Source organism: Trichocoleus sp. DQ-A2 (genome assembly GCF_039961915.1).
Lineage (GTDB): Bacteria > Cyanobacteriota > Cyanobacteriia > Cyanobacteriales > FACHB-T130 > FACHB-T130.
This window is the reverse complement of record NZ_JAMPKD010000001.1, coordinates 321,888-343,378: the sequence shown is the minus strand read 5'-3', so window position 1 is coordinate 343,378 and position 21,491 is coordinate 321,888. Positions and strand designations below refer to the sequence as shown.

General features: G+C 47.9%; 25 protein-coding genes and 2 pseudogenes. 10 read left to right on the top strand and 17 right to left on the bottom strand.

Annotation, left to right across the window (positions count from 1 at the left end; genetic code table 11):
• The 3 genes and pseudogenes from NC997_RS01515 to NC997_RS01505 form a co-directional block, all read right to left on the bottom strand.
• Positions 1 to 152, bottom strand: a pseudogene (locus tag NC997_RS01515) (IS701 family transposase); the annotation flags it as partial.
• 271 nt (positions 153 to 423) lie between these two features.
• On the bottom strand, positions 424 to 681 hold the full coding sequence (locus tag NC997_RS01510) for a BrnA antitoxin family protein (protein ID WP_190528768.1): 258 nt from the start codon (positions 679 to 681) through the stop codon (positions 424 to 426).
• Between the two features lie 3 nt (positions 682 to 684).
• Positions 685 to 821 (bottom strand): annotated as a pseudogene (locus tag NC997_RS01505) (BrnT family toxin); the annotation flags it as partial.
• Between the two features lie 127 nt (positions 822 to 948).
• Here NC997_RS01505 and NC997_RS01500 point away from each other — a divergent pair.
• The 3 genes from NC997_RS01500 (at position 949) to NC997_RS01490 (ending at position 4,244) form a co-directional block, all read left to right on the top strand.
• Positions 949 to 2,865 carry a GTPase family protein gene (locus NC997_RS01500; RefSeq protein ID WP_190528767.1) on the top strand — a complete coding sequence of 639 codons (1,917 nt, stop codon included), beginning with the start codon at positions 949 to 951 and terminating at the stop codon, positions 2,863 to 2,865.
• A 201-nt stretch (positions 2,866 to 3,066) separates the two neighbouring features.
• Complete coding sequence (msrB, locus tag NC997_RS01495; RefSeq protein WP_190528765.1) at positions 3,067 to 3,561, top strand: peptide-methionine (R)-S-oxide reductase MsrB; 495 nt, start codon at positions 3,067 to 3,069, stop codon at positions 3,559 to 3,561.
• Positions 3,562 to 3,797: 236 nt separating this feature from the next.
• Positions 3,798 to 4,244: a hypothetical protein gene (locus NC997_RS01490; protein WP_190528763.1), complete on the top strand. Its 447-nt coding sequence runs from the start codon at positions 3,798 to 3,800 to the stop codon at positions 4,242 to 4,244.
• A gap of 183 nt (positions 4,245 to 4,427) precedes the next feature.
• Here the strand turns inward: NC997_RS01490 and NC997_RS01485 are convergent, their stop codons facing one another.
• The 4 genes from NC997_RS01485 to NC997_RS01470 all read right to left on the bottom strand — a co-directional run bounded on the left by NC997_RS01485 (position 4,428) and on the right by NC997_RS01470 (position 6,275).
• Positions 4,428 to 4,931 carry a GNAT family N-acetyltransferase gene (locus tag NC997_RS01485; RefSeq protein ID WP_190430712.1) on the bottom strand — a complete coding sequence of 168 codons (504 nt, stop codon included), beginning with the start codon at positions 4,929 to 4,931 and terminating at the stop codon, positions 4,428 to 4,430.
• A gap of 6 nt (positions 4,932 to 4,937) precedes the next feature.
• Positions 4,938 to 5,219 (bottom strand): DUF1778 domain-containing protein, encoded by a 282-nt coding sequence (locus tag NC997_RS01480; protein ID WP_190430711.1) that lies wholly within the window; start codon positions 5,217 to 5,219, stop codon positions 4,938 to 4,940.
• A 133-nt stretch (positions 5,220 to 5,352) separates the two neighbouring features.
• Positions 5,353 to 5,739, bottom strand: coding sequence for an alr0857 family protein (locus NC997_RS01475; protein WP_190412376.1), 387 nt, complete (start codon positions 5,737 to 5,739; stop codon positions 5,353 to 5,355).
• Between the two features lie 14 nt (positions 5,740 to 5,753).
• Positions 5,754 to 6,275 carry an HNH endonuclease gene (locus tag NC997_RS01470; RefSeq protein ID WP_190412857.1) on the bottom strand — a complete coding sequence of 174 codons (522 nt, stop codon included), beginning with the start codon at positions 6,273 to 6,275 and terminating at the stop codon, positions 5,754 to 5,756.
• Between the two features lie 410 nt (positions 6,276 to 6,685).
• Between NC997_RS01470 and NC997_RS01465 the strand changes: the two genes are divergently transcribed.
• On the top strand, positions 6,686 to 7,024 hold the full coding sequence (locus NC997_RS01465) for a hypothetical protein (protein WP_190412375.1): 339 nt from the start codon (positions 6,686 to 6,688) through the stop codon (positions 7,022 to 7,024).
• A gap of 133 nt (positions 7,025 to 7,157) precedes the next feature.
• On the opposite strand, the gene apcB is transcribed toward NC997_RS01465, so the two are convergent.
• Together apcB and NC997_RS01455 are read right to left on the bottom strand one after the other, a co-directional pair.
• Positions 7,158 to 7,667 carry an allophycocyanin subunit beta gene (apcB, locus tag NC997_RS01460; RefSeq protein ID WP_190528761.1) on the bottom strand — a complete coding sequence of 170 codons (510 nt, stop codon included), beginning with the start codon at positions 7,665 to 7,667 and terminating at the stop codon, positions 7,158 to 7,160.
• A gap of 164 nt (positions 7,668 to 7,831) precedes the next feature.
• Entirely contained in the window at positions 7,832 to 8,167 is a 336-nt protein-coding gene (locus NC997_RS01455; RefSeq protein ID WP_242030399.1) for a hypothetical protein, read from the bottom strand.
• Positions 8,168 to 8,639: 472 nt separating this feature from the next.
• Between NC997_RS01455 and glnA the strand changes: the two genes are divergently transcribed.
• The 4 genes from glnA to NC997_RS01435 all read left to right on the top strand — a co-directional run bounded on the left by glnA (position 8,640) and on the right by NC997_RS01435 (position 13,066).
• Positions 8,640 to 10,061, top strand: a complete 1,422-nt coding sequence (gene glnA, locus NC997_RS01450; protein WP_190412373.1) for a type I glutamate--ammonia ligase — start codon at positions 8,640 to 8,642, stop codon at positions 10,059 to 10,061.
• A gap of 348 nt (positions 10,062 to 10,409) precedes the next feature.
• Positions 10,410 to 11,522 (top strand): methyltransferase domain-containing protein, encoded by a 1,113-nt coding sequence (locus tag NC997_RS01445; RefSeq protein ID WP_190528784.1) that lies wholly within the window; start codon positions 10,410 to 10,412, stop codon positions 11,520 to 11,522.
• 237 nt (positions 11,523 to 11,759) lie between these two features.
• Positions 11,760 to 12,263, top strand: a complete 504-nt coding sequence (locus tag NC997_RS01440) for a YbjN domain-containing protein (protein WP_190430709.1) — start codon at positions 11,760 to 11,762, stop codon at positions 12,261 to 12,263.
• Positions 12,264 to 12,301: 38 nt separating this feature from the next.
• Positions 12,302 to 13,066: a biotin/lipoate A/B protein ligase family protein gene (locus tag NC997_RS01435; RefSeq protein WP_190528759.1), complete on the top strand. Its 765-nt coding sequence runs from the start codon at positions 12,302 to 12,304 to the stop codon at positions 13,064 to 13,066.
• 17 nt (positions 13,067 to 13,083) lie between these two features.
• Here NC997_RS01435 and NC997_RS01430 read toward each other — a convergent pair whose 3' ends face one another.
• From NC997_RS01430 to psaK (NC997_RS01415), 4 genes are all read right to left on the bottom strand, one after another.
• Complete coding sequence (locus tag NC997_RS01430) at positions 13,084 to 13,575, bottom strand: DinB family protein (RefSeq protein ID WP_190528756.1); 492 nt, start codon at positions 13,573 to 13,575, stop codon at positions 13,084 to 13,086.
• A gap of 25 nt (positions 13,576 to 13,600) precedes the next feature.
• Entirely contained in the window at positions 13,601 to 14,800 is a 1,200-nt protein-coding gene (locus NC997_RS01425; protein WP_190528754.1) for a site-2 protease family protein, read from the bottom strand.
• Between the two features lie 182 nt (positions 14,801 to 14,982).
• Positions 14,983 to 15,261: a photosystem I reaction center subunit PsaK gene (psaK, locus tag NC997_RS01420; RefSeq protein WP_190412368.1), complete on the bottom strand. Its 279-nt coding sequence runs from the start codon at positions 15,259 to 15,261 to the stop codon at positions 14,983 to 14,985.
• Positions 15,262 to 15,384: 123 nt separating this feature from the next.
• Positions 15,385 to 15,663 carry a photosystem I reaction center subunit PsaK gene (gene psaK, locus NC997_RS01415; protein ID WP_190412367.1) on the bottom strand — a complete coding sequence of 93 codons (279 nt, stop codon included), beginning with the start codon at positions 15,661 to 15,663 and terminating at the stop codon, positions 15,385 to 15,387.
• A gap of 128 nt (positions 15,664 to 15,791) precedes the next feature.
• On the opposite strand from psaK (NC997_RS01415), the gene NC997_RS01410 reads away from it, so the two are divergent.
• Both NC997_RS01410 and NC997_RS01405 read left to right on the top strand, forming a co-directional pair.
• A complete protein-coding gene (locus NC997_RS01410) occupies positions 15,792 to 16,433 on the top strand; it encodes a phosphoribosylanthranilate isomerase (RefSeq protein ID WP_190412366.1) in 642 nt (213 codons plus the stop codon).
• A gap of 163 nt (positions 16,434 to 16,596) precedes the next feature.
• Positions 16,597 to 17,091 (top strand): peptidoglycan-binding protein, encoded by a 495-nt coding sequence (locus tag NC997_RS01405; RefSeq protein WP_190528752.1) that lies wholly within the window; start codon positions 16,597 to 16,599, stop codon positions 17,089 to 17,091.
• 228 nt (positions 17,092 to 17,319) lie between these two features.
• Here the strand turns inward: NC997_RS01405 and folE are convergent, their stop codons facing one another.
• From folE to NC997_RS01385, 4 genes are all read right to left on the bottom strand, one after another.
• Positions 17,320 to 18,024 carry a GTP cyclohydrolase I FolE gene (gene folE, locus NC997_RS01400; RefSeq protein WP_190412364.1) on the bottom strand — a complete coding sequence of 235 codons (705 nt, stop codon included), beginning with the start codon at positions 18,022 to 18,024 and terminating at the stop codon, positions 17,320 to 17,322.
• Between the two features lie 114 nt (positions 18,025 to 18,138).
• On the bottom strand, positions 18,139 to 18,864 hold the full coding sequence (locus NC997_RS01395; RefSeq protein WP_190528750.1) for an SDR family oxidoreductase: 726 nt from the start codon (positions 18,862 to 18,864) through the stop codon (positions 18,139 to 18,141).
• A 299-nt stretch (positions 18,865 to 19,163) separates the two neighbouring features.
• Positions 19,164 to 20,147: an acetyl-CoA carboxylase carboxyl transferase subunit alpha gene (gene accA, locus NC997_RS01390; RefSeq protein ID WP_190412362.1), complete on the bottom strand. Its 984-nt coding sequence runs from the start codon at positions 20,145 to 20,147 to the stop codon at positions 19,164 to 19,166.
• A gap of 189 nt (positions 20,148 to 20,336) precedes the next feature.
• Positions 20,337 to 21,362 (bottom strand): long-chain acyl-[acyl-carrier-protein] reductase, encoded by a 1,026-nt coding sequence (locus NC997_RS01385; protein ID WP_190412361.1) that lies wholly within the window; start codon positions 21,360 to 21,362, stop codon positions 20,337 to 20,339.
• Positions 21,363 to 21,491 lie beyond the last annotated feature (129 nt).

Below are 21,491 nucleotides of genomic sequence, written 5' to 3'. Positions count from 1 at the left end.
TGAGACAGGTTTTTTCGTTCACTTTCCCCCAATAATCCGCTTATATAGTTCCTAAACTCCCGTTTTTGGGCTTGATGCGTCAATATATCATCAAAGCGTTTGCACCATCTATTAAAGCAAGGGGGCATGGCGGCGGGAGTTGTCTCTTTCATTTATCACACCATAACGTGAAATGGTTGCCATGTCTGTATTATACCTTTTTAGAGTCTTGTTTTTCGTTTAAGCACCGTTATTAGTAATTTTAGCCTCCAGTAAACGGTCTAGCACTTGAAATAGGAACACCTTACCGCAGCGAGTGATCGCGATCGCGTACTTATAGCAGGATCGACAATAGCGATATAAGAAGTCTAATTTAGGCAGGGATAGGGCAATGGTGCGATTAAAGGTGTGGCAGTGGGTTGTATTGGCAATGCCGAGTGCAGCTCATTTCCGAATTCGCTCAAGTTCCTCTCGTAAAACTCGCCGTAGCGTTTCCTCCAACGGTTCGCGACACTGTTGAATGTGCTGGCGAAGTACATCGTTGATTAATGTCTGATAGTTTCCTCCACCTGCTAGATGAACTTGCTCGCGAAACCATGCCAAAACATCATCATCTAATCGGATGGTAATACGGGTTTTCCCTGGCGGTGTTGGCTCGATTGCTCCCCGCTTCCCCTGACTAAAATCATACTCAGCTTCCATCAGTTATTCCTCCTCATATTGCTTTCGCTCATGGCGTGTAGCTTTGCGGGCAGAAATCAATCGAATCTTATTGTCACGCCATGTTAAACAACAACTAAAACTCGACCGAAGGCATCTATACCATCTGTGATAAATCGCTTGTTAAATCACCAACAATGGTCGAACACCCTGATTTGTGATGTTATCCCACATTACGGGGTCTCGCATCAGCGAAAGTTAGATCGACAATAACGGTATAAGCAGTCGAATCGAGACAGGTTTGGAACAATGGTGCAATTAAAGGTGTGGCAGTGGGTGGTGTTAGCAACGCCGATCGCAACGATCGTTGGTTTCTTGCTGATATCGGCAGGGTTGCAGATTCACGAGTGGCGGATTAATTGGATCTGGGGCGTGTTTACCGTCGTATTTGTGGGTTGGCGTTGGCTGCTGGTGAAGTGGACTCGACCGGCGATCGCGCAAATAGAATCTGTCATGGCGGAGGTTAGCGCCGAACTAGAATCTGGTACAGGCGACACTGTAGGGCTACCAGGGGGAAATGATGCTGTAAATCAAGCTGAAGTCGCCTATCAAGAGATCCTGAAAGCAGCACAGAGCGATCGCCCGATTTGGGAAGACTGGCAAACTTTTTGGCAGCGATGCCAGGATCTTGTTAGCGCAATCGCTCATGTCTACAATCCTGAAGTAAAGTATCCCCTGCTCAACATTCACGTTACCCAAGCTTACGGACTGATTCGGGGAACGGTGGACGATCTGGACGGGTGGATACAGAAGTTATCTCCTGCCCTCGATCGGGTCACGATTGGGCAAGCATACGAGGCATACGGAGTTTACCGCAAGCTGGAACCATCGGCTCGGAAACTCTGGCAAGCCTGGAATTGGGCACAGTGGTTCTTGAATCCGGTGGTGGCGGTAGCAAAACAAGTTACTCAGCGTTCCAGTAACCAGGCAAATCAGGAATTGCTGGGGAATTTGAGCCAGATGCTTCGGGAAGCGGCTCTGCGGAACTTATGTCGGCAAGCGATCGCTCTCTATGGAGGAACGACTACACTGCCAGAGTCAGAATCCTCTGTTTCCACACCGACACTACCCAAGGCAAAGACGCAAACCCTCCGAGACATCCTGGCTCAAACAGAACCCGTCGAAGCGGTTGAGCAAAAACCTGTCAATATTCTGCTAGTGGGACGAACCGGATCTGGAAAAAGCAGCTTGATTAATACGCTATTTCAAGCAGATCGAGCCGCTGTGGATGTGTTGCCCAGCACCGATAAAATTCAGAATTACCACTGGCAGAGCCAATTAGGGGAAACCCTGACGCTTTGGGATACGCCGGGTTACGAACAAGTGAACCGGGCGGATTTACGAGAACTGGTACTGGATTATGCCACCAATGCAGATTTGCTGCTCTTAGTCACTCCTGCCCTCGATCCGGCACTGCAAATGGATGTGGACTTTCTTAAAGATATGAAGGCAGAAGTTGCAGACTTGAGCGCGATCGCCATCGTCACTCAGGTGGATCGTCTGCGCCCCATCCGCGAGTGGGAACCTCCCTACAACTGGCAAGCAGGCGATCGCCCAAAGGAAAACGCGATTCGGGAAGCGACCGAGTATCGGGCGAAGCTTCTAGGCAACTTCTGCGATTTGGTTCTACCTGTCGTTACAAGTGACACGAAAACGGGTCGAACTGCGTGGGGAATGGACGCACTCTCATTAGCGCTGGTAGATGCGATCGCACCTACCAAGCAACTCCGCCTTGCCCGTTTTTTGCGGAACTTGGATGCTCGTACTGTCGCTGCTGCCAAAATCATCGACCGCTACACCTTTCAGATGACAACGACACAGGGACTGGCTGCACTACTCAAAAGTCCCGTTCTCCAGTTCATTGCGACGCTGACAACCGGACGACCAAATCTAGCATACGTGCTGGCAGACCAAATTCCCGTGGAGCAATTGCCCGTTGTGATTGGCAAACTCCAGATGGCGTATGATTTGTTCTCCCTCTTGAATCCAGGCGAAAACCCGATCAACTTTGACTTGCTCTCCCTTTGGCCTCTACTACTGGAAAACCCCTCTTCACCAGAACGCAATGCCTGGGCATTTGGTCACGCTTTAGTGGAATATTGGACTCAAAATCTGACAGTTGAACAATTCCGGGAACGGTTTGAGTTCTATCTCAAGCAAATTTGAGCCGATGCCTCTTTATCTGCTCTAGGCTTCTTAGCGAATTTTAAGCAGGCTATCAGACTTAATTCAGGGCGAACCAACAGGTCGGCGCTAGGCTAACGCCTCGCTTCGCATGAGCGTGATCGCGCATCCTAAAGATAGAGCCAAATAAACTCTTTCAAGGTTGAACTGGCTCGCCTCACACCAACAACTGAATGATGCAGCATGAAAAAACGTTATCTTTTAAAAGCTGGCGCTGTAATTGTAGGCGCGGCATGGTTATCACGCAATCTAATTGGGAAATCGGGAGATATGGCAGCTTCAAACAATAACTTTGAAATCAACAAAACCGAGGAAGAATGGCGTGAAATTTTGACGCCCGAACAGTTTAACGTCCTGCGTAAACACGGTACCGAACGTGCTGGAACTAGCCCGCTTGATAAGCAATACGGTAAAGGAATTTATGCGTGTGCGGCGTGTGACTTACCGCTGTTTACCTCTGAAACGAAATTCGACAGCCATACTGGTTGGCCCAGTTTTTATGCTCCCATTGAAGGGGGAATCGGCACCTCCACAGACAAGACGCTTTTTATGACTAGAGTTGAAGTCCATTGCCATCGTTGCGGTGGGCATTTAGGGCATGTATTTAACGATGGGCCACGCCCGACTGGCAAACGCTACTGCATGAATGGTGCCGCGCTTAAATTTGTTCAAGGCTAGCGATCGCTCCTATTTGACTGCATCGTTTGGCAGGTGTTCTAGTGAAGCTGGCGAATAGAATTCGCGCCTACATACACAAAACCTGCCTCCGCAGGTTTCAAAAGTCCGCGCAGGCGGACTTCGTTTGTATAGCCGCGATTTCTAATCGCCAAGGCTGCTATTTAACAATTACAAACGATAGAACTCAGTTGCTAATGGGAATACTTAGTTTGATGGGTTATTTATGGAGAATAATCATGAAATCCCTTCAAACAACCGTTTTCTCTACAATTGCCACCTTAATAAGTGGAATTTTTTTACCCTTACAGTCTCAAGCAACTGTTCCGTTGCAACAGCAGCTTGTAGCTCAAGCCAGCATTGAAGATATAATTCGCGATCTAGATGGCAACGCATATATCTTGGGTGCCGATAAACAGGAGCTTGGTGTGGTTTCAAGCAACCAGTATGCCACCGAGTCAATTTGCAACCAGTACGGAAAATATGGTAGCCGCTATTCTTCAACAAGTGTATGGAATGAATATGGAAAGTATGGTAGCCCTTATTCCACTATTGGTGCTTATAATCCTCGTGGACATAAACCTCCCTTAATCGTGTTTGAAGGAGGGGCATTTATTTTGAGTAAGAATCTTAACCTGGATAACCGAATAGATCCAGACTATCTGTTCGCTGTTCTATGCAGGTAGTAGAAGACATAACCCTTTTTCTCAAGGAAAGGGCGCACAGCCGTGCGCCCCTACAGTTAGTTCAAGGAGAAGGTACAAGCTTGTACATCTTGCCAAAGCTTGAAGAGGAAGAATCAAGTAGGTGAAGCTCCTAGTTCGCCATTTAACAATAAATCTGCTTGACCACAGCGACGAAACTACCTGCTATTTACGACTCTTTAATATTGTTGCCATTGGTAGGAAAAGCGAGAATTCATAATCAATTAAGGGAACGAAACCGTATTTCAGATAAAATTGCTTTGACTCATCATCCAGAGCATCAACTCTAACTGCAAAAATCCCTACTTCATCTGCAAGGCGAACTGCTTTACTAAGAGCATCCATTAGTAATCTTTTTCCCAATCCTCTCCCTTGCATTGAGGTGTCAACGGCAAGTTGTCCGATTAACATAGCGGGAACAGGATAACGGGGTAATCTTTTTCTTAGTTGCTCTGGAAGCGAGTCAAACGTAATGCTAGACATACTGATGGTGTAATAGCCAACAACTTCATTACCATCTTCTTTGGGAATAGCAACAAAGGTTTTGGCAATGCCTTTTCTATCGTTTTGTCCAGCGTATTGCTTCAGGTAATCGTTTAACTTGGGAACTCCGCAGTCGAAAGCATCCTTTCTTACACTGCTATCGAGAGGGTGAAAAATCCATTCCACAAAGTATTACTTTTCGTACTCCTGATATTCACACATCGCCGATTTTAAAGCTTCGTTCGGTTCAGGCGGATTCTCTAGTATCGACAAAAAGAGATCCCGATCTCTATCTGACAAAACCAGTGTTTCATGAAAGGCAATGTCCTTTCTGGCAGCATCAAGTGAGTGGCAAAGCACATAAGAACTTACACTGAGTCCCATCAGTGCAGCTGCCTTTTCAAGCGTCTTTTTTTGCTCTTGGCTCAGTCTCAAATCAATTCTGCTTTCTTTCGTATTGCTGCTGGCTGACATAACTAATGTTTAATCAATCTCAGTGTGGTATCCCGCTATGACATACCAATAGTTTGATGTATTATCCGGCAAATGTCCACACAAATACTAAGAAAAAGGGTGGGTTTTTCGACCCACCCCAAAAGTGATTTGATTACCTCAAGGAGGAGGTGCAAGCTTGTGCATCTTGCCAAAGCTTGAAGAGGAAGAATTCAGCGCGATCGCTCATTGCAGTCACAAAAACGCCCTCTCCATTTTTCGAGCCTCCGTCCACCCAGCTACCGTGCAGGCTGACTTCGACGTACTCGGCATCGCAAGCACACAAGCCAATAATTTCCGAACCTTCCTGCTGCGCTTCCTCTACCAACCGTCCGATTTCTGGCAAGCTAGCCGGAAGTAAGAAGGAAGCGGTGCTGGGTTCGACTGAGATGGGGGTACCCACTCGCAGCGCTAAAATTACCCGCCGTGTCACCCACTCTTCCAGAGATTGAGCCAGACACTCCAAGTAAAAGCCGTTTTCTGTGTAAGTTAATTTCAGCATTGCTTGGTGTCTCCTTACAAATCCAGGTGATCGTGCTGTTCGCGCCAGAACTGTTCGGCAAAGGCAACAGCAGGGTGCATGGGGGCTTTAGGCTGGGTGCGAAGGGGCATTCCCGCTTGAGTCGGGGTGCGATCGCCTTTGCGTTGGTTGCACCTTTCGCAGGCGATAACTACGTTGTCCCAGGTGTGTTTCCCGCCCTTTGATAAGGGAAGGACGTGATCGATCGTCAACTGTTTCGTGTTACCGCAGTATTGGCAGGTGTGGTGGTCTCTCCGCAGCAATTCCCGACGGTTCACTGGGGGAACCTTCCAAACTCGCTCTGCACTCGTGATGGTGAGGCGAATTTGTTCTGGCACCTCGATCACCACGCTGGGCGATCGCACTTGCCAGCCAGGTGCATCGCTAAACTGCAAAGGTTCGGCTTTCCCACCGATCAACAGAGCGATCGCTCGCTTAATATTGACCCGGCTTATGGGCAAGTAGTTCTGGGAAAATACGACTACCGACCTACCTAACACGTCAGTTGCGCTCGTCACGACTTGGCTCCTCATACAATTAACCCCCGCCTCTGGTAATTAGAAGCGGGGGTTGGAAAAACTTTTTGAGTCTTCTCGTCCTATGTTGGTACGGCTACTTTTAGCCTGTACCTCCCGCTTTGTTTGTTTAGTTTGAGTTCTGCAAACCGCAGACTCCCACCATTATTGCGATCCAAAATTTGATCGATCTCCGTACCTCGTCTCTGACAACCATATCCACCCATAAAAAGAAACTCCACGCCCGCGCCGGCTGATTCCCAACTCGTTAAGGAGTCGGAATCGCTGGCTGAGATGGAGAAAGCAGGTATATGTGTCACAGGAAGGCTTCTTGAACGGTTTAACTTGAATCTGGCTTTCAATATACTACACTTGTATTACTAATCTGTCCACAAATTTTAGGAGAAAAAATCATGCGTACCCTACCTCGCACCTCAACCACTGAAATGGAAGTCACCAGCATACGCTTGGAGAGAGAACTGAAGGAAGAACTCAAAGAACTCGCAGGTCATCAGGGATATCAAGCTTTGATTCGAGATATCCTCTGGAACTACGTGCAGCAGAAATCCGATGATTATAAACCTCAATTCTCTAGGTCTGATATCCTCTCTAGCGTCCCCGCTACAGCGCAGCAAGAACAACGCTGTGTACTGACAGGTAAGTTTATTCGACCGCAAGAGCCAATGTTATTAGGATTTACCAATCATGGCGATCTAGTTCCCTTAAGTGTTGAGAGTTTGTCATCGAGATAGGCTTTTGGTGTCTTCAAATTAGCGTCAGCGCAGCATAAACAAAAGCGATCGCACTTTATCCCAGTAAAAGGTAAAAAGTGCGATCGCTCTCCAGCTAATGACGAATGGCTAATTGTTCGTGGCTATCTGCTGCTTAGACATCCTGTTCGCTTAAATCGCGGGTCATGTGGTCAAAGGGCTGATCTACAAATGCTGTATTTGCAACTCCAGCCGCAACCACTTGTTCTTTCACAATGTCCTTCATGATTTGGATGCCCATTACGGTCGGGCCAATCGGCACTCCCAAAGAGTTGTAAGTTTCCCGAAGACCTTGCAGCACCCGCTCATCCAGCACATTCGTATCACCTGCAACCAACGCATAGCTGGCATAGCGCAGGTAATAGTCCATATCCCGCAGACAAGCAGCATAGCGACGAGTCGTATATGCATTTCCGCCTGGTCGAATCAGTTCGGGCAGTTCTTCAAACAGCCGTGACCCCGCCTGCTTCACAATCGAAGCTGCATTGGAGTTAATCACAGCAGCCGCTTGGACTCGTGCTGTGCCGGTTTCAAAATAAGATTTCAGGGAATCTACGGCATTGCGATCCAGGTAACGACCCGTAACATCGTAATTTTTAATCAGGTTTGTGACTGCGTCGCGCATGAAATTGCTCTCCCAACAACAAGCTATATAGATAATTTTCTATTGTTTAGTGTGCTGTTGCATACCCAGTTTCTAGGGTGTAGTTTACAACAACAAACACTTTCATTAGCATATATCCATCTCCACAAGCATCTCCACATTGTTGAGAGCGATCGCAGCAATTTTTAGCGGGCAATTTTTTCTGGGATGCTGCTGTAAGCCTTCTGACGCATCTGGTTGCCATCCCGTGACCGACCCGTAGAGCCAGCTTTTCGACGGCTCACCGGCTTCAACCAACAAACTCCTCTCATGGGCACTGGCAGTAATGTCAGCTCTTCTGGATATCGCGGCTGCGGATCGTTGAGCAACCAAATAGGCGGCACCATCATCGGGTCATATTCAGCAATAATATCAACCACCCCAGGACGCTGCTTTAGCTCCACTCTCGTCCCAGGACGATACTCAAATGCCTCTTGTTCGTCAAAATCTTGATCAAAATCCGTATTTAAATTAAACATCATGCTTCCCCCCGCACAAAAGTAGCCAAAGCTACTGATTAGTAAAATTGTTGCCGCCTATAAGATTTTTTTGTAAATCTCGCTACAATTTTTAACTTTTTCTCGCTTTAAGTCAAACGGCAACTGCCTTATTCTGTATAGCTGAATACAAAATCTCCTGGCACCTATCCCTAGGATGATCCAGTACATCGATGCCTTACGTCTTGAAAAAAGGCTGAAGACTGTTAGCGTAGCGGCGCGTAAGCGCCAACTGGGAATTGAGTGGGAGAGTTCTTGAGATGGGCAAAAGAGGAGACAAAAGATTTTCAGCCAGGAAAGTTGTACTTCTGGATCGGGAAGTCTCACCTGAAAATGCTTGCTTTCAATCCAGGTTCTCCCCCTCTTGACTTGACGATTCACCAACCCTGATGATCGCTCTTACTGTTTTTTCTGCTTTCCAGACTGAGCCAGCTTAGAAAATAAGGAGTCCGTCGTAATGTTCCAGACCCCGCAAGAATTTTTGACTTACGTCAAAGAAAAAAACATCCAGATCATTGACCTCAAGTTCATCGATATGCCGGGTATCTGGCAGCATTTGTCGATGTATCACGACCAAATTGACGAAAGTAGCTTTACCGAGGGCGTACCCTTCGATGGCTCTAGTATCCGGGGTTGGAAAGCCATCAACGAATCAGACATGGCAATGGTGCTAGATCCGACAACTGCCTGGATCGACCCATTTATGGCAGAGCCGACCTTAAGCGTCGTCTGTAGCATTATCGAACCCCGGACGGGCCAACCTTACAGCCGCGACCCCCGCACCATTGCTCAGAAGGCAGTAGACTACCTAATTTCTACCGGCATTGGCGATACAGCCTTCATTGGCCCGGAAGCTGAGTTCTTCATCTTTGATGATGTCCGCTTTGACCAAAACCAGCATGAAGGCTATTACCACGTAGACTCCGTCGAGGGACGTTGGAATTCTGGGAAAAAAGAAGAGGGTGGCAACCTCGGTTATAAACCCCGCTACAAAGAGGGTTATTTCCCAGTCGCGCCGACGGATACCTCCCAAGATATGCGGACAGAAATGCTGCTGACGATGGCGAAGTGCGGGGTGCCGATTGAAAAGCACCACCACGAAGTTGCTACCGGCGGACAGTGCGAACTGGGTTTCCGCTTCGCAACTTTGGTGCAAGCTGCTGACTATCTGATGACTTACAAGTACGTCATCAAGAACGTTGCCAAGAAATATGGCAAAACAGTCACCTTCATGCCGAAGCCACTGTTTAACGACAACGGTTCTGGGATGCATACCCACCAGTCGATTTGGAAGGATGGGCAGCCGCTATTCGCAGGCGATAAGTATGCTGGCTTAAGCCAAATGGCGTTGCACTACATCGGTGGCATCCTCAAGCACGCACCGGCGCTGTTGGCTTTGACCAATCCCACAACCAATTCTTACAAGCGCTTGGTGCCCGGTTTTGAAGCACCCGTGAACTTGGCTTACTCCCAAGGAAACCGTTCTGCCTCGATTCGGATTCCGCTATCTGGTACCAATCCTAAAGCGAAGCGCTTAGAGTTCCGTTGTCCGGATGCGACTTCTAACCCCTACTTGGCGTTTGCTGCCATGCTCTGTGCGGGTCTAGATGGTATCAAAAACCAAATTGACCCCGGTGAATCCCTGGATAAGGATATTTACGACCTAACCCCAGAGGAACTGGCGAATGTTCCTTCCACCCCAGGATCGCTCGAAGGTGCCCTGGAGGCGTTGGAAAACGATCACGCTTTCTTGACCGAGACGGGCGTGTTCACCCCAGACTTCATCCAGACTTGGATTTCATACAAGCTCGATAACGAAGTCAACCCGATGCGGCTGCGCCCCCATCCCTACGAGTTCGCTCTCTACTATGATTGCTAATTTCTTTTCTCGCTCATGGGAAGGCAAATTGTGTAGGAACAAAACTTGACGTTTTTGCTAAGCATTCCTGCCAAATCTAGAGCTTGCCTTTCTTAAAGCGTTCTAAGCTGTGGGGTGGGGTATCCCCTTCCTGGAAAACAACTCATCCCTAGCCCGCCACCCATAAGGGTGGCGCTTTTTCTTGTCCCACTGGAGACAGATGGCAGTTGTCGAAACTGAGTTAACATAAGAAATATGTCTTAACAAAAAGACATATAACCGCGCAGCATTTTCATAGTCGTACTCAGTTTTCAGCACCCATCGTTAGCCTCTATGCAGTCAACCTCAAACCTTGACCCAGCAACTACTATTACTGAGACTCTAACCAAGCTGACCTACCAGACTTTTCAGCAAGGCAAAAATTACTTTGGTTTAGCTCATAAAATATTAAATTCGCAGTTGCTGAATTTAATTTCTCCTCAGGTAGAGGTGAAAACTAAGCCGATTTCCCCAGAGCTTATACAAAAACTGAAACAAAGGCACGATCAGATTATTGAAGCCGATTGGCAGGATGCTGAGCGAGGTGTATATCCCGCTAGCTTACTGTTTGATAACTCATGGAGCGATTTTTTCCGCTATTATCCAATGGTTTGGCTGGATACGCTGCAAATACATCAGCGGATTAAACAGAAGCGATATCAAGAATTTTCGCCAAACATTTCCACGGATGGTTATCCAAGCTACTACTTGCAAAACTTCCATCACCAAACTGATGGTTACTTAAGTGACTGGTCAGCAAATCTCTATGATTTGCAAGTAGAAATTCTTTTTGGTGGTACGGCAGATGCGATGCGGCGGCGGATTCTCGCGCCACTGAAACAAGGGTTGAAAGCGTTTGATTCTATTCCACCCAGACAAGTTCGCATTCTCGATGTGGCGAGTGGAACGGGTCGCACTTTGAAATTAATTCGGGGTGCTTTGCCTGAAGCATCTCTGTTTGGAATCGATTTGTCACCTGCTTACTTGCGGAAGGCGAATCAGATGTTATCTGAAAATCCGGGAGAATTGCCCCAACTCCTCCAAGCGAATGCTGAGAAAATACCCTACGTGGATGAGCATTTCCATGCGGTTACTTGCGTGTTTCTCTTCCATGAGCTTCCGGCAGCGGTGCGTCAGCAGGTGATCGAGCAGTGCTACCGAGTCACAAAACCGGGTGGAGTCTTTATTATCTGCGACTCGATTCAGGTCAGCGATGCTCCAGACTTGATGCAAGTGATGGAAAACTTCTCAGCAACATTCCACGAGCCGTACTACAACCACTACATCACCGATGATTTGGTGAAACGGTTGGAGAAAGAAGGCTTTGAGAATATTTCGAGTGAAGTTCACTTTATGAGCAAGTATTTGATTGCTCATAAGCCGGTTTCTGAAAAGACAACGGCTTTAGATGGAGAACAAAGCGATCGCCAACTTATGGTTTGAAACACGGTGTCGAGAAGCAATAGACGGCATCGAGGCTAAGGCTCGTTACTAGGATGGATAGAGCTGTCCTAGTAACGAGAATCAGAAGAAGCGGCTGAAGGCGATCGCTGTATAGGCGATAATTAAACAACTTAACACTTGAAAATAAAAAACTAATCTTTAGAGGTGTCCTCCAAATGTGCCTCTAGGCGATAGAGTTGGTCTAGGCAAACCGCAAAACGATAAGCAGAAGGTATTATGACCACCAACCAGCCTGCTGTGGAAAGTGTTTCCACCCAAGGACTGTCAACAGAGGATCTCGTTACCAATGAGCTGATTGAGGATGCAACGGTAGTCAACTATGTTGATGTAATTCAAACCGTTATCTCCAGCTTGGATCAGGACGATACGGCAATGGTAAGCCGTGGCGAAGACAGCAGCTATCTTTGGAAATTTAAGTACGGTAGCGTTGAGGTGTTTGTGCAACTCACGGGGATTACCGAGGAGGATACTTTCACCGTTTGGTCTTATGTTCTCAAGCTACCTGCGACGAACGAACCGCTGTTGATGCGGAAACTCTTGGAAATGAATTGGTCGGACACGTTTGAATCGCGTTTTGGCATTGTGGAGAACCAAGTGGCAGTGCTGACATCTCGCACTGTCGCCGAGCTTTCTCCTGGAGAAATTTCCCGCGCTGTCACCGTTGTCGCGACGATTGCAGATAATAACGACGAAGCTTTACAAGCTGAATTTGGTAGTTAGTTATTGGTCATTGGTCATTAATTTTAGGCAAATGACAAATGACCAATAACTGCTACTGGCGTTTGATTCCGCTGCTGGAAGCGTCAGGTCGCGTCCAGATGGCAATCGACCGATGGTTACTGGAGCAGCACCATCTGGGTTTGCATCCTCCAGCTTTACGGTTTTATACCTGGTCTCCACTGGCAATTTCGTTGGGATATCATCAACACCGCTTACCTGCATCTTGGCAGCAGATGGCTGCGGCGGGTGTAGTGGATTTGGTGCGGCGTCCGACTGGCGGACGAGGGGTGCTGCACCAGGGCGATTTGACCTACATGGTGGTAACGTCAGGACTCGCTGGCAGTCGCATCCAAGCGTACCAGGAAATTTGTGAGTTTTTGATTCAGGGATGGCGATCGCTCGGTCTAGAATTGCACTACGGGTCGGCAGGACGGGGTTACATTCATAACCCCAATTGTTTTGGCACCGCGACGGGTGCCGATTTAGTTTTAGCGGATGGTTCTAAATTAATTGGGAGTGCCCAGATGAGGCGAGGCAATACCATCTTGCAGCACGGGTCGATACGTTTGTCACCAGATGCGACGCTGTTTGAACAGGTGTTTGGCGAGGCGGTAACGCCGGTTAAGCTAGGGATTAACCAGCCGGGAGAGGCGCTAGTTCCAACAGTTGTAGAAGCCTTAACGGTAGCAGCTAGCGATTGTTTTGGTATTGAGATGCTAGTGCAGCCTTTGTCAGAAGAGGAGTGGCAGGAAATTTTAGCGCAGCCAGAATTAACAATTCGCTCACAGAATCAAGATAGATAGTGCTAATGCAACTAACTCTAAGGTCGGATAACTCGGTGCATATCTAGAACTGGCGGGGCAATTTCAGTCTGCGTTAACAGATTGTGAACTTGTCCTCGGTGGTGGGTCTGGTGATTAAAAAAGTGTGCGATCAACAAATCAACTGGATCGATATAAATATTTCCTTGGTTATTGCGGTACTTGATCGTACCGCTCAAGAATTCGTCGTTTAAACTAGCTGCGAAGGCTTCAATACGCTCATCTTCTGATACACGCGCTTTGGTAAGCTTGTCGAAATCCTCATAGAGAATTGCGTCAAGTCCAGTTGAGGGGACTTCTTTGCCCTCAAACCGCGATAACCAGATGCGATCGCCTACCATGATGTGATTAAGCGTCCCGTGAATACTTTTAAAGAAGGCGGGTCTGGTACGTTTACGTTCTACATCGTCCAAACGAGTGCAAACTTCATAAAGTCTACGATTTGCCAGCGTGTTGTAGCGTGCGAGCATCTGGAAGTGCTGTATAAGCATATTCAGACTCGTTTTCTAGTGTCAATTAATCAGTGGTTGATTTTGCGATCGCTTGTAACTGCAAACTCGGCGGATAGGTGCCCTCTGCCTTAACCCGCTTGATTTCTACTTCCGTAATCAGTAAATTCAGCTTCGATGCAACAGCGCGGACAACATCGCCCCGGTCGATAATACCGGCGACTGTCCCAGCCGGTGAGAGGACAGTAATCCAATTTAACTGCTTGGCTTCCATGCAGTTAATTACTTCTACCAAAGGCATTTTCTCTTCAACAGTGGCAATTTCCGTCAGGGGATGCACAATACTATGCAGATTTTGCGTTTCCCACAGACTGCGCTCTACGAAATGCAAATCTTCAACAGAGACTAAACCGCGATAGCGACCTTCACTCGCCGCAAAGTAAACCGGAAAGTGGGAAGCTTCCAAAATGTACTCATCGGCAAACTGGCGCAAGGTCTTGTTCGCATCCACCACCCGAAATTCTTGGGTCATGGCGTCTTTCGCCACGATCTGGAGCAAGGATTCTTGGAGGGTGGTCATCTGGTCGTAGGAACGGGCGTTGCGAATCCCAAACCAGCCGAGTAAGGCAATCCAGAAGCCACTGAACCACTGATCCTTGAACGTAATAATCGCCAATCCCACGGCGATCGCGCCCCAACCTAAAATTAAACCGCTTTTGGCTGCCCAACGGACGCCCTGAAAGCGGTCTCCGGTGAACTTCCACACGGCTGCTTTCACAACTTGTCCGCCATCTAAGGGGAGACCAGGAATCAGGTTGAATAAAGCCAAGACTAGGTTAATCTTTGCTAAGTCTAATGCCATGACCTGCACGATACCGGAGATTGGCAGTCCATGAGCCACTAAGTAAAATAGCGAGTACAGCACTAGGCTGACCGCAGGGCCAGCGATCGCGACTTGAAAGGCTGCGCCTGGGGTTTTGGATTCCCGGTCAATCGCCGCAATCCCGCCAAAGAGAAATAAAGTAATCGAATTTACTTCAATCCCTTGCGATCGCGCGACTAAACTGTGACCCAATTCGTGCAGTAAAACCGAACCAAACAGCAATAAAGCCATTAATAATCCCGCACCCCCGCCGAGGACTGGACCCAAGACGGGTGAGAAATCCAGGGCATTCGCAAAGGCGATCAAAGCTAAAATAAAAAACCACGAATAATCTATAAATAGCGGAATTCCGAATAGAGAGCCAACTCGCCAAGCTGCCTGCATCAAACTTTCCCATCTAAATCCTTGCACTTACCAGGATATACGACGGCTCTTGTAGAAGCATGAATGATGGAAAATGAAGCGTGAAGTAGGAGAGTGAGCCTTGCCGACCTTTGGGGTAATTGGTGAGCAGCGCCCACTCTACTAACTTCACTGAAAAGACAGTTATTATCGAGCGAGGGCTTCTAAAGGAGACCCGTATTGGTCAGTCCTAAGATGGCACCTGTTCCCAGGATGTGTCCAAAACTCAAACCCGCAATAAATTGAGCGGCGCTAAAGTTCTTACCAAAACCGGGCAGTGGGAAAGGCAGTTTAGGGCCAACTCCCGGCTTTTGGACAGCGTTGCGGGCCAGAAAAAGACCCAGAATGTTGAAAGCAGTCATGACAATGAATACACCAGGGCCGATTGTTGGTGTTGAAGGAACTGTCTGCTGCAATGCTGCAAGTAAACTTAAGTCAATCAATTTCTTTTCTCCTGCTTTGATAAAATCAGCAACGAAGGGATTATAAAACGCGGAGGGAACTGTTGATTCTTCCTGATGGATGAGCTAAATTTTTAAGTCACCCAAAGCAGAAACAATGGCCTTTTAAAGGGCGCCTGCGTTGGTTAATCCGAGGATGACGCCTGTTCCAATAATGTGACCGAAGCTCATTGTCGCTAGGAGTTCAGGCACTGTAAAATTGCGTAACAAAGCGGGTTTAGCCAGGGGCAGGTCTGGCCCTACTCCTGGCTTCTGGATAGCGAAGCGACCGATGGCGATCGCCAACAGGTTGCACAGAATCATCACCAATCCGACCATTGGAGTCCACGATGGGGTCGCGGGAACGGTAGATTGTACAGCGGCGAGTATTGTCAAGTGAATCAAGTTCTTGTCTCCTGCTTGGACACAAATATCAAAACCCAAAGTATTATAGAAACCTCTTAGTAAAAAGTCGGAATTTGTTTTAACAGTTAACAGTTATATTAATTTTTGATACAAATCGAAAAAATTTAATGCGAGTCAAGATTTGCGGGATTACCAAACCAGATCAGGGGCAAGCGATCGCGCAACTGGGAGCAACCGCCCTAGGATTTATTTGCGTGTCCTCCTCCCCGCGCTACGTCAGTGCAGTTCAAATCCGCTCCGTGATGGAACGCTTACCCCCTGACGTTGAGCGGATTGGTGTCTTTGCCAACACAACGCTGGAAGAAATCTATCAATGTGTCGCCGTCGCTAACTTGACAGGCGTGCAGTTACATGGCGGAGAAACACCAGAATTTTGCCGTCAGTTGCGCCAATTGCTGCCCAGCGTGGAAATCATCAAAGCGCTGAGAGTGAAAACTCTAGAGGATTTAACTCAGGCGGATATCTATGCAGAGTGTGCGAATACCTTGTTGCTGGACGCCTATCATCCCCAAATGTTGGGAGGTACTGGCAAAACGTTGGACTGGAAGAACCTCCAACAGTTCAATCCTAGCTGTCCCTGGTTGCTTGCCGGTGGCTTGACACCAGACAATATTTTGGACGCGATCGCTCAATTGCATCCTAGCGGGATTGATTTATCGAGTGGTGTCGAGCGATCGCCGGGAGATAAAGATTTAAATCGAGTTGCGGATTTATTTGAGAAACTGCGGGGAACACGGTTCAAGTTGTAGGCAGCTTCGCCCTTTTGGCACGATCGCCTCCTGCTAATGGGCGAACAGGTAGAACGAGAGCAAACCAATCCAGTTAGTTTACCCGACTGTGCGAAGTGACAAGCACTTTCTTAAAAGTACTTTGGAGATGTAGAACACCAACAAATCCAAAGGAATCCACATCATGCTTGCTAACGAATCCAATCAAACCTTCACCAATCAAGCTCAGTTTAATAAACTCGTTCTAGGGTTAGGTAGCTCTGGATCGGCAGTTAGAGAATTACAACAAATATTAACGGAAAGGTGCGCTTATTTCGGAGCTATTCACGGAATTTTTAATCAAGAAGTAGAATATGCCGTCATTGTTTTTCAGAATTGGGTTTTCCTCAAAGAAGATGGTATTGTCGGGCCGCTGACTTGGCAAGCACTTTATACAGGCGCTCCGGTTAATATGCCTATGCTGAAGCGCGGAGCTAAAGGTGAAGCGGTAATTACACTTCAACAGGTACTATTTGTAGCTGGTGACTTTAATGATGAAATTAACGGCGTATTTGGGCCGCGCACCGATGCTGCTGTTAGATTCTTCCAAAAACGCAACGGTTTATTAGTAGATGGAATTGTTGGTGAAAAGACTTGGTATGCTCTTTCTCAAGTGCGCCAGCAAATGGGGGGATGCTGATTGTAAAGCCATTTTGTTCTCTTGTTTGCAACATCTAGACTTCTTAGCCTCCCAATTTATCGGGGGGTGGCGGAATTGTTAATGTAGCGCTTTATGAACCAAATGGTATAAAAACCCGATCCATTAACCGTTATAGGGACACGGCCTTGCCGTGTCCCTACTTTAAGAAATTAGGAGTTTTTCTCTTGATTAGGAGCGAAATCTCCCTGCTGTTACTGCCAACAACGCTTAAAAGAAAGCGGGTTGGTGACGAATTAAATTAAGGAACTCTTCACGAGTTTTTTGCTCGTCCTGAAATACGCCGACCATCGCACTGGTAACAGTCCAAGAACCGGGCTTCTGGACGCCTCGCATTACCATACACATATGGGTAGCTTCCATGACAACAGCGACTCCCTTCGGCTCAAGAATCGTCTGCACCGCTTCAGCAATCTGGCGCGTCAGCCGTTCCTGTACCTGCAAGCGGCGAGAATACATCTCAACAATCCGAGCAAGCTTGCTAAGACCTACCACTTTTTGGTTAGGGATATAGGCGACGTGCGCCTTACCCATAAATGGCAGCATATGGTGTTCGCAGAGGCTAAAGACATTGATATCCCGGACAAGAACCATCTCGTTGTGACCCTCATCAAAGATAGCTCCGTTGACAAGGTCTTCTAGCGACTGAGTATAGCCACTGGTAAGAAAGCGCATTGCTTCTGCTACTCGCTTAGGCGTTTTGAGTAAGCCTTCCCGTTCCGGGTCTTCACCCACTCCCAGTAGCAACGTCCTTACAGCACTCATCATCTCATCGTTGAGTTCTTCCGGAGGCGGCTGCAAATTGGGTTCTCTACCATTCATTGTGTTGCGGTCAGGTCGCGGCGGAGCAATTTTGGCGCTCAAATCGCCTGATGGGTTAGAGCCATTAGAACCGTGGGAAGAAGCAGTAGTCATGATTCAGTCTTTGTTAAGGTTTGGAGTGGTTAACGGAGTGATGAGTTCGTTAGGGATTTTTTGAGACTGTTGAGTGATGAATTTAGGTTTAATTCATCATTCAAAACTTACAACTCATAAAACGCCAGCGTTCGGCATTAAGGTTAATTCCTCAATCACTGCCTGTTCTGGCACTAGAGCCATATGCAGAATCGATTGGGCAACGATTTCTGGTGTTAACATGGCTGAACGGTTCAGTTCGACTTGAACCGTTTCTGTGTCCCAAATTGGGGTATTGACAGCACCTGGAGAGATCGTCACAACGCGAATGCCTTTGGCTCGTTCTTCTGCTGCCAGGGTTTTCGATAAGGCAATCAGAGCCGCTTTGCTAACGTTGTAGGCACCCCAGCCAGGAAAAGGTTGCTGACCGGCAATAGATGCCACATTAATAATTATCCCAGAGCCGCGATCGCGCATCGAGGGCAAAATTCCCTGGATACACTGAAACGCGCTGGTGAGATTTAGGTCAATCACTTGTTGCCATTCGGATAAAGGTGTTGACATAATCTCGCCGGTGTAGCCCATCCCGGCATTGTTCACCAGAACATCAATCGAGCCAAAGGAGTCAGCGATCGCGGCGACCTTTTCTCTTACCTGCTCAATATCGGCTAGATCCAGGGCATACGCTTTCGCTGTCACCCCGGTCTTCCGAGCAGCTTCAGCGACAGCCTCTAATTTAGACTCAGAGCGGCTGACTAAAGCCACATGGAATCCTGCTTTCGCAAATGCCAAAGCTGTCGCCTTGCCAATCCCACTACTGGCCCCGGTAATCAAGGCACGCCGTTCGATTGGAGAAGTCATCAATTCTTCCCGTATTTTTTGATTAGGTAGCCATCAGCTCTTTGCTTACTTTTCCTACTTGGTTTGGCTACCCTGTAGGAAAGCAAAATAAGCTCAAGCGATCGCCTAGGGGAACGCTTACTACGTACAGTTCTCATTTTTTGAGTCGTTGTCTACGATCGATTCGCTATCGCCGTTAATTGCTTGCCAGCTCAGCGCTAATTTCTTAAAAGACAACTCCTCTCAACTGAGAACTTGTAATAATTTGTTACCTTGTTGATTATACCACTCGTCACAGCGTCTTCTAAGGTAAACCCCCGCTAGGCAGAGATTTCCGTATAAACGCCAATACTCCGAAACTTTTGATAACGTAGCTCCCGCCGCTGTTGAGAGGTCATCTGGGAGAGTTCTTCTAAGTTTTGCAACAGAGCGTCTTTTAAGATGGCAGCTGCCTTTAGCGGCTCGCCATGAGCGCCGCCAACAGGTTCGGGCAACAGAACATCGAGAATGCCTAAGTTTTTCAAATCCCAAGCCGTAATTTTTAGTGCTGTGGCTGCTTGGGGAGCTTTAGAAGCATCTTTCCACAAAATTGCTGCACAAGCTTCGGGGGTCGCAACGGTATAAACGGCGTGTTCAAACATTAATAGTCGGTCGCCGACGCCAATTCCCAACGCACCGCCAGAACCACCTTCCCCGATAACGGTGCAGAGGATCGGGACATCCAGGCGGAACATCTCCCGCAAATTATAGGCGATCGCTTCTCCCTGCCCCCGTTGCTCGGCTTCCACACCCGCCCAGGCTCCCGGCGTATCGATAAACGTGAGAATCGGCATTCCAAAGCGATTGGCGTGTTCCATTAACCGCAGCGCCTTGCGGTAGCCGCCTGGAGCAGGCATCCCAAAATTCCGGGCGACATTATCCTTAGTATCGCGGCCCTTTTGATGACCCAGCATCACAACGGGACGCCCACCCAGACGAGCTACGCCGCCGACTAACGCTGGGTCGTCATTCCCACCGCGATCGCCGTGTAGTTCCATCCATTCATCGCTCATTGCCTGGATGTAGTCTAATGTACTGGGACGCCGAGGATGCCGAGCCAGTTGCAGCCGCTGGGACGGGGATAAACTATTGAAAATCTCCTCACGAAGTTGCACTGCTCGTGCCTCCAACTGACGAATCTGATCGGAGACATCGACGTCCTGATCTTCTGCAAGTTCGCGAATTTGGTCAATTCGTGCCTCTAGTTCGGACAGAGGCTTTTCAAAATCTAGAAGTAACGGCTTGCGCTCAGAAGAAGTTGACATAGTTCCTAGTCAGCGATCGGTGGTCAGTAGTGCAGCGACGAGCATAGGGGGGTCGCCCGTACAATGCTCAGTAGTCAGTCAGTTGTCAGTAGTCAGCCGTCAGGAGTTAGGAGTCAAAGAAAGAAGTAACACTAGACAAAAAATAACTAGCCTTTTTCTATCAACTGACTCCTGACTCCTGACTCCTGACTAATAAGTCAACAAAGGTCGGAATCCATGCCTCACGGAGGATTCACCGATTTGCTCCATCTTCTCCACGGTAATTTGATTGCGTCCCCAAGAAAAGTTGGTGTGCCACTTTTCAAATTCCAATAGCATCGATTCGGCAAAACAGGCGAATAACTGGCGTCCCGGAGCTTCCATCAAATTGACGATTTTCATAATCCGCCAGTCAATATCCAGGGAATGCTCAACAATCCCCCCATTGACGACATAGACGCCCGGATGCTGAATTTTTGTTGACAGGTTTTTCGGGTAGCCCCCATCAATCAGCAAACAAGGTTTTTTCAAAACCGTGGGATCAATTTCCATCCCTTTGGGCATACTGGCTACCCAAACTACAATATCAGCCAAAGGCAGCGCCTCTTCCAATCCCATGATTTTGCCTCTGCCGAGTTCCGCCTGCAAAGCTTGCAATCGCTCTTGCTTCCGGGCAATCAGCAACAGTTCTGGCACTTCAGTTCGAGCATCTAGCCAACGACAGACAGCGCTGCCAATATCGCCTGTAGCTCCACAAACCGCCACAGTTGCTTTACTGAGATCGATGCCCAGCTCTTTCGACACTTCTTCCAATTGGCGACAGATAATGTAAGCCGTATGGGTATTGCCGGTAGTGAACCGCTCAAATTCCAGTTTGATATTGCGAACCTGCTTACTTTCATGCAGGTTGAATTCTTCAAAAATAATCGAGGAAAAGCCGCCCAGCGCACTAATGTTAATGCCATGTTTTTGAGCATGAGCCATTGCGTTGAGAACTTTCCGGACTGCTGTCTTACCTCTCCCACTGGCCAGCATTTCTGGTACAAAGCAAGATTCCACATACCGACCTTCGATTTTTTGCCCGGTAATGCTGGTGACAGTGATGTGATCGACGATTTGAGGCGGAGCGCTACACCAAAAATCTAGCCCTTGATCGGCATATTCTGGGTAGCCAAGCTCTCTAGCCACAGATTGAGCGTGTTGCAAATTAGTAAGGTGACCGATTAAACCAAACATGAATGGTTCTAACTACGCCTCTGGATAGGAAAGGAAGGTGGAAGGGAAAAAATAGTTAAATACTCTTAACAATAGTACAAAAAATTGCCGCTCTTCTGAGCGGCAGGTTGATTTACATTGATAAATGGC

What these genes read in the sequence shown, in the direction of transcription:
- NC997_RS01395 (WP_190528750.1), bottom strand. Translation starts at nt 18,864, where the DNA reads ATGACTTCTCCAATCGAACGGCGTGCCTTGATTACCGGGGCCAGTAGT.
- glnA (WP_190412373.1), top strand. Translation starts at nt 8,640, where the DNA reads ATGTTCCAGACCCCGCAAGAATTTTTGACTTACGTCAAAGAAAAAAAC.
- NC997_RS01490 (WP_190528763.1), top strand. Translation starts at nt 3,798, where the DNA reads ATGAAATCCCTTCAAACAACCGTTTTCTCTACAATTGCCACCTTAATA.
- NC997_RS01410 (WP_190412366.1), top strand. Translation starts at nt 15,792, where the DNA reads ATGCGAGTCAAGATTTGCGGGATTACCAAACCAGATCAGGGGCAAGCG.
- NC997_RS01405 (WP_190528752.1), top strand. Translation starts at nt 16,597, where the DNA reads ATGCTTGCTAACGAATCCAATCAAACCTTCACCAATCAAGCTCAGTTT.
- NC997_RS01455 (WP_242030399.1), bottom strand. Translation starts at nt 8,167, where the DNA reads ATGATGTTTAATTTAAATACGGATTTTGATCAAGATTTTGACGAACAA.
- folE (WP_190412364.1), bottom strand. Translation starts at nt 18,024, where the DNA reads ATGACTACTGCTTCTTCCCACGGTTCTAATGGCTCTAACCCATCAGGC.
- NC997_RS01500 (WP_190528767.1), top strand. Translation starts at nt 949, where the DNA reads ATGGTGCAATTAAAGGTGTGGCAGTGGGTGGTGTTAGCAACGCCGATC.
- NC997_RS01465 (WP_190412375.1), top strand. Translation starts at nt 6,686, where the DNA reads ATGCGTACCCTACCTCGCACCTCAACCACTGAAATGGAAGTCACCAGC.
- NC997_RS01385 (WP_190412361.1), bottom strand. Translation starts at nt 21,362, where the DNA reads ATGTTTGGTTTAATCGGTCACCTTACTAATTTGCAACACGCTCAATCT.
- NC997_RS01440 (WP_190430709.1), top strand. Translation starts at nt 11,760, where the DNA reads ATGACCACCAACCAGCCTGCTGTGGAAAGTGTTTCCACCCAAGGACTG.
- NC997_RS01435 (WP_190528759.1), top strand. Translation starts at nt 12,302, where the DNA reads ATGACCAATAACTGCTACTGGCGTTTGATTCCGCTGCTGGAAGCGTCA.
- NC997_RS01475 (WP_190412376.1), bottom strand. Translation starts at nt 5,739, where the DNA reads ATGCTGAAATTAACTTACACAGAAAACGGCTTTTACTTGGAGTGTCTG.
- accA (WP_190412362.1), bottom strand. Translation starts at nt 20,147, where the DNA reads ATGTCAACTTCTTCTGAGCGCAAGCCGTTACTTCTAGATTTTGAAAAG.
- NC997_RS01510 (WP_190528768.1), bottom strand. Translation starts at nt 681, where the DNA reads ATGGAAGCTGAGTATGATTTTAGTCAGGGGAAGCGGGGAGCAATCGAG.
- NC997_RS01425 (WP_190528754.1), bottom strand. Translation starts at nt 14,800, where the DNA reads ATGCAGGCAGCTTGGCGAGTTGGCTCTCTATTCGGAATTCCGCTATTT.
- apcB (WP_190528761.1), bottom strand. Translation starts at nt 7,667, where the DNA reads ATGCGCGACGCAGTCACAAACCTGATTAAAAATTACGATGTTACGGGT.
- NC997_RS01430 (WP_190528756.1), bottom strand. Translation starts at nt 13,575, where the DNA reads ATGCTTATACAGCACTTCCAGATGCTCGCACGCTACAACACGCTGGCA.
- msrB (WP_190528765.1), top strand. Translation starts at nt 3,067, where the DNA reads ATGAAAAAACGTTATCTTTTAAAAGCTGGCGCTGTAATTGTAGGCGCG.
- NC997_RS01480 (WP_190430711.1), bottom strand. Translation starts at nt 5,219, where the DNA reads ATGTCAGCCAGCAGCAATACGAAAGAAAGCAGAATTGATTTGAGACTG.